This window comes from Actinoplanes siamensis (assembly GCF_016862395.1).
Classification (GTDB): Bacteria; Actinomycetota; Actinomycetes; order Mycobacteriales; family Micromonosporaceae; genus Actinoplanes; species Actinoplanes siamensis.
Genome location: NZ_BOMW01000127.1, coordinates 1 through 1,709 on the forward strand (window position 1 = coordinate 1; position 1,709 = coordinate 1,709).

Sequence of the window (1,709 nt, forward strand, 5' to 3'; positions counted from 1 at the left end):
AAGGCCCGAGCAGTGCCTTAACCGGGACGGTTCTGCTGCTCGATGTACTGCTTCACGGCGCTCAGCGGTGCGCCGCCGACGGAGCCCGCGAAGTATGAGCCCGACCACAGCTTGTTGGCCTGGTAGTAGTGGCGCACGAGGTCGGGAAACTCCTGCCGCAGGCGGCGCGAGGACACGCCCTTGAGGCTGTTGACCAGCCGGGCCACGGCCACCTTGGGCGGGAAGTTGACCAGCAGGTGCACGTGGTTGTTCTCGCCATTGAACTCGACCAGCTCGGCCTCGAAGTCGGCGCAAACGTCCCGCATGATCGCCTCCATGCGGGTCAGGTGCCGGTCGGAGAACACCTTGTGCCGGAACTTCGTCACGAAAACCAAGTGGACATGCATCGCGAAAACACAGTGCCTACCAGTGCGGATGCCTGCAAGGTCAGCCATAAACCAACAAGGTACAGTGTCTGTCGTGCAGCTCCGTTACCAGTTCCGCGTCTACCCGACGCCCGGCCAGCAGATCGAGCTGGCCAGGGCGTTCGGGTGCGCGCGGGTGGTGTTCAACGACGGGCTCAGGCTGCGCCAGCAGGCCCGGGAGCAGGGCTTGCCGTACGTCTCGGATGCCGAGCTATCCAAGCAGGTCATCACCCAGGCCAAAACGACCGAGGCCCGCGCCTGGCTGGACGAGGTCTGCGCCGTCGTCCTGCAACAGGCGCTGGCGGACCTGAACACGGCGTACCGCAACTTCTTCGCCTCGATCACGGGAAAGCGCAAGGGCCGCACGGTGGCCCCGCCTCGCTTCCGGTCACGCAAGGACAACCGGCAGGCCATCCGCTTCACCAAGAACTCCCGGTTCAAGGTCCTGAACAACGGCCGCCTGCGGCTGCCGAAGATCGGCGACCTGGACGTGCGCTGGTCGCGGACACTGCCCTCGGACCCATCCAGCGTGGCGATCATCCGAGACGCGACCGGCCGGTACTTCGCCTCGTTCGTCGTGACCATCGATCAGGGCGAGACGCTGCCGCCGGTCGACTCCGAGATCGGCATCGACCTCGGCCTGACGCACTTCGCGGTGATGTCCGACGGCCGGAAGACCGACGCCCCGAAGTTCCTGCGCCGCGCCGCGCGCAAGCTCAAGCGGCTGCAACAGGACTTGTCCCGCAAGCAGCGGGGCAGCAACAACCGCAAGAAGGCCGTCGTGAAGGTCGCTCGCGCTCACGCGCGGGTGGCCGACACCCGGCGGGACTGGCTGCACAAGCTGTCCACGAAAGTGATTCGCGAGAACCAAGCGATCTTCGTGGAGGACTTGAGCGTCGCCGGTCTCGGCCGCACGCGACTGGCCAAGAGCGTGCACGATGCCGGATGGGCGACCTTCACCAGCATGCTGGAATACAAGGCCGCCCGGTACGGCAGGACGTTCGGCCGGGTGGACAGGTTCTTCCCGTCCACCCGGATGTGCTCGGACTGCGGCAGGATCGGCGACAAGCTGGACCTATCCGTACGCGAGTGGACGTGCCCCTGCGGCACCACCCACGATCGGGACATCAACGCTGCCAGGAACATCAGGGCCGCCGGACAGGCGGACCTCAACGACCGTGGAGCGCAGGTAAGACCGGGACTCGTCCCGGCACCGCGCAGCGAAGCGGTAACCCACCCGGACGCCGCGTGTTCCACGCGCAGCGTGAAGGGAATCTCCGTCCTTTAGGGCGGAGAGGATGTCAA

Annotated in this window: 2 protein-coding genes; one reads left to right on the forward strand and one right to left on the reverse strand. The window is 66.0% G+C overall.

Annotated features, from left to right (window positions below):
* Positions 1–17: 17 nt before the first annotated feature.
* Positions 18–434: an IS200/IS605 family transposase gene (tnpA, locus tag Asi03nite_RS37360; RefSeq protein ID WP_203685236.1), complete on the reverse strand. Its 417-nt coding sequence runs from the start codon at positions 432–434 to the stop codon at positions 18–20.
* A 25-nt stretch (positions 435–459) separates the two neighbouring features.
* Between tnpA and Asi03nite_RS37365 the strand changes: the two genes are divergently transcribed.
* Complete coding sequence (locus Asi03nite_RS37365) at positions 460–1,692, forward strand: RNA-guided endonuclease InsQ/TnpB family protein (RefSeq protein WP_203685237.1); 1,233 nt, start codon at positions 460–462, stop codon at positions 1,690–1,692.
* Positions 1,693–1,709: the final 17 nt, after the last annotated feature.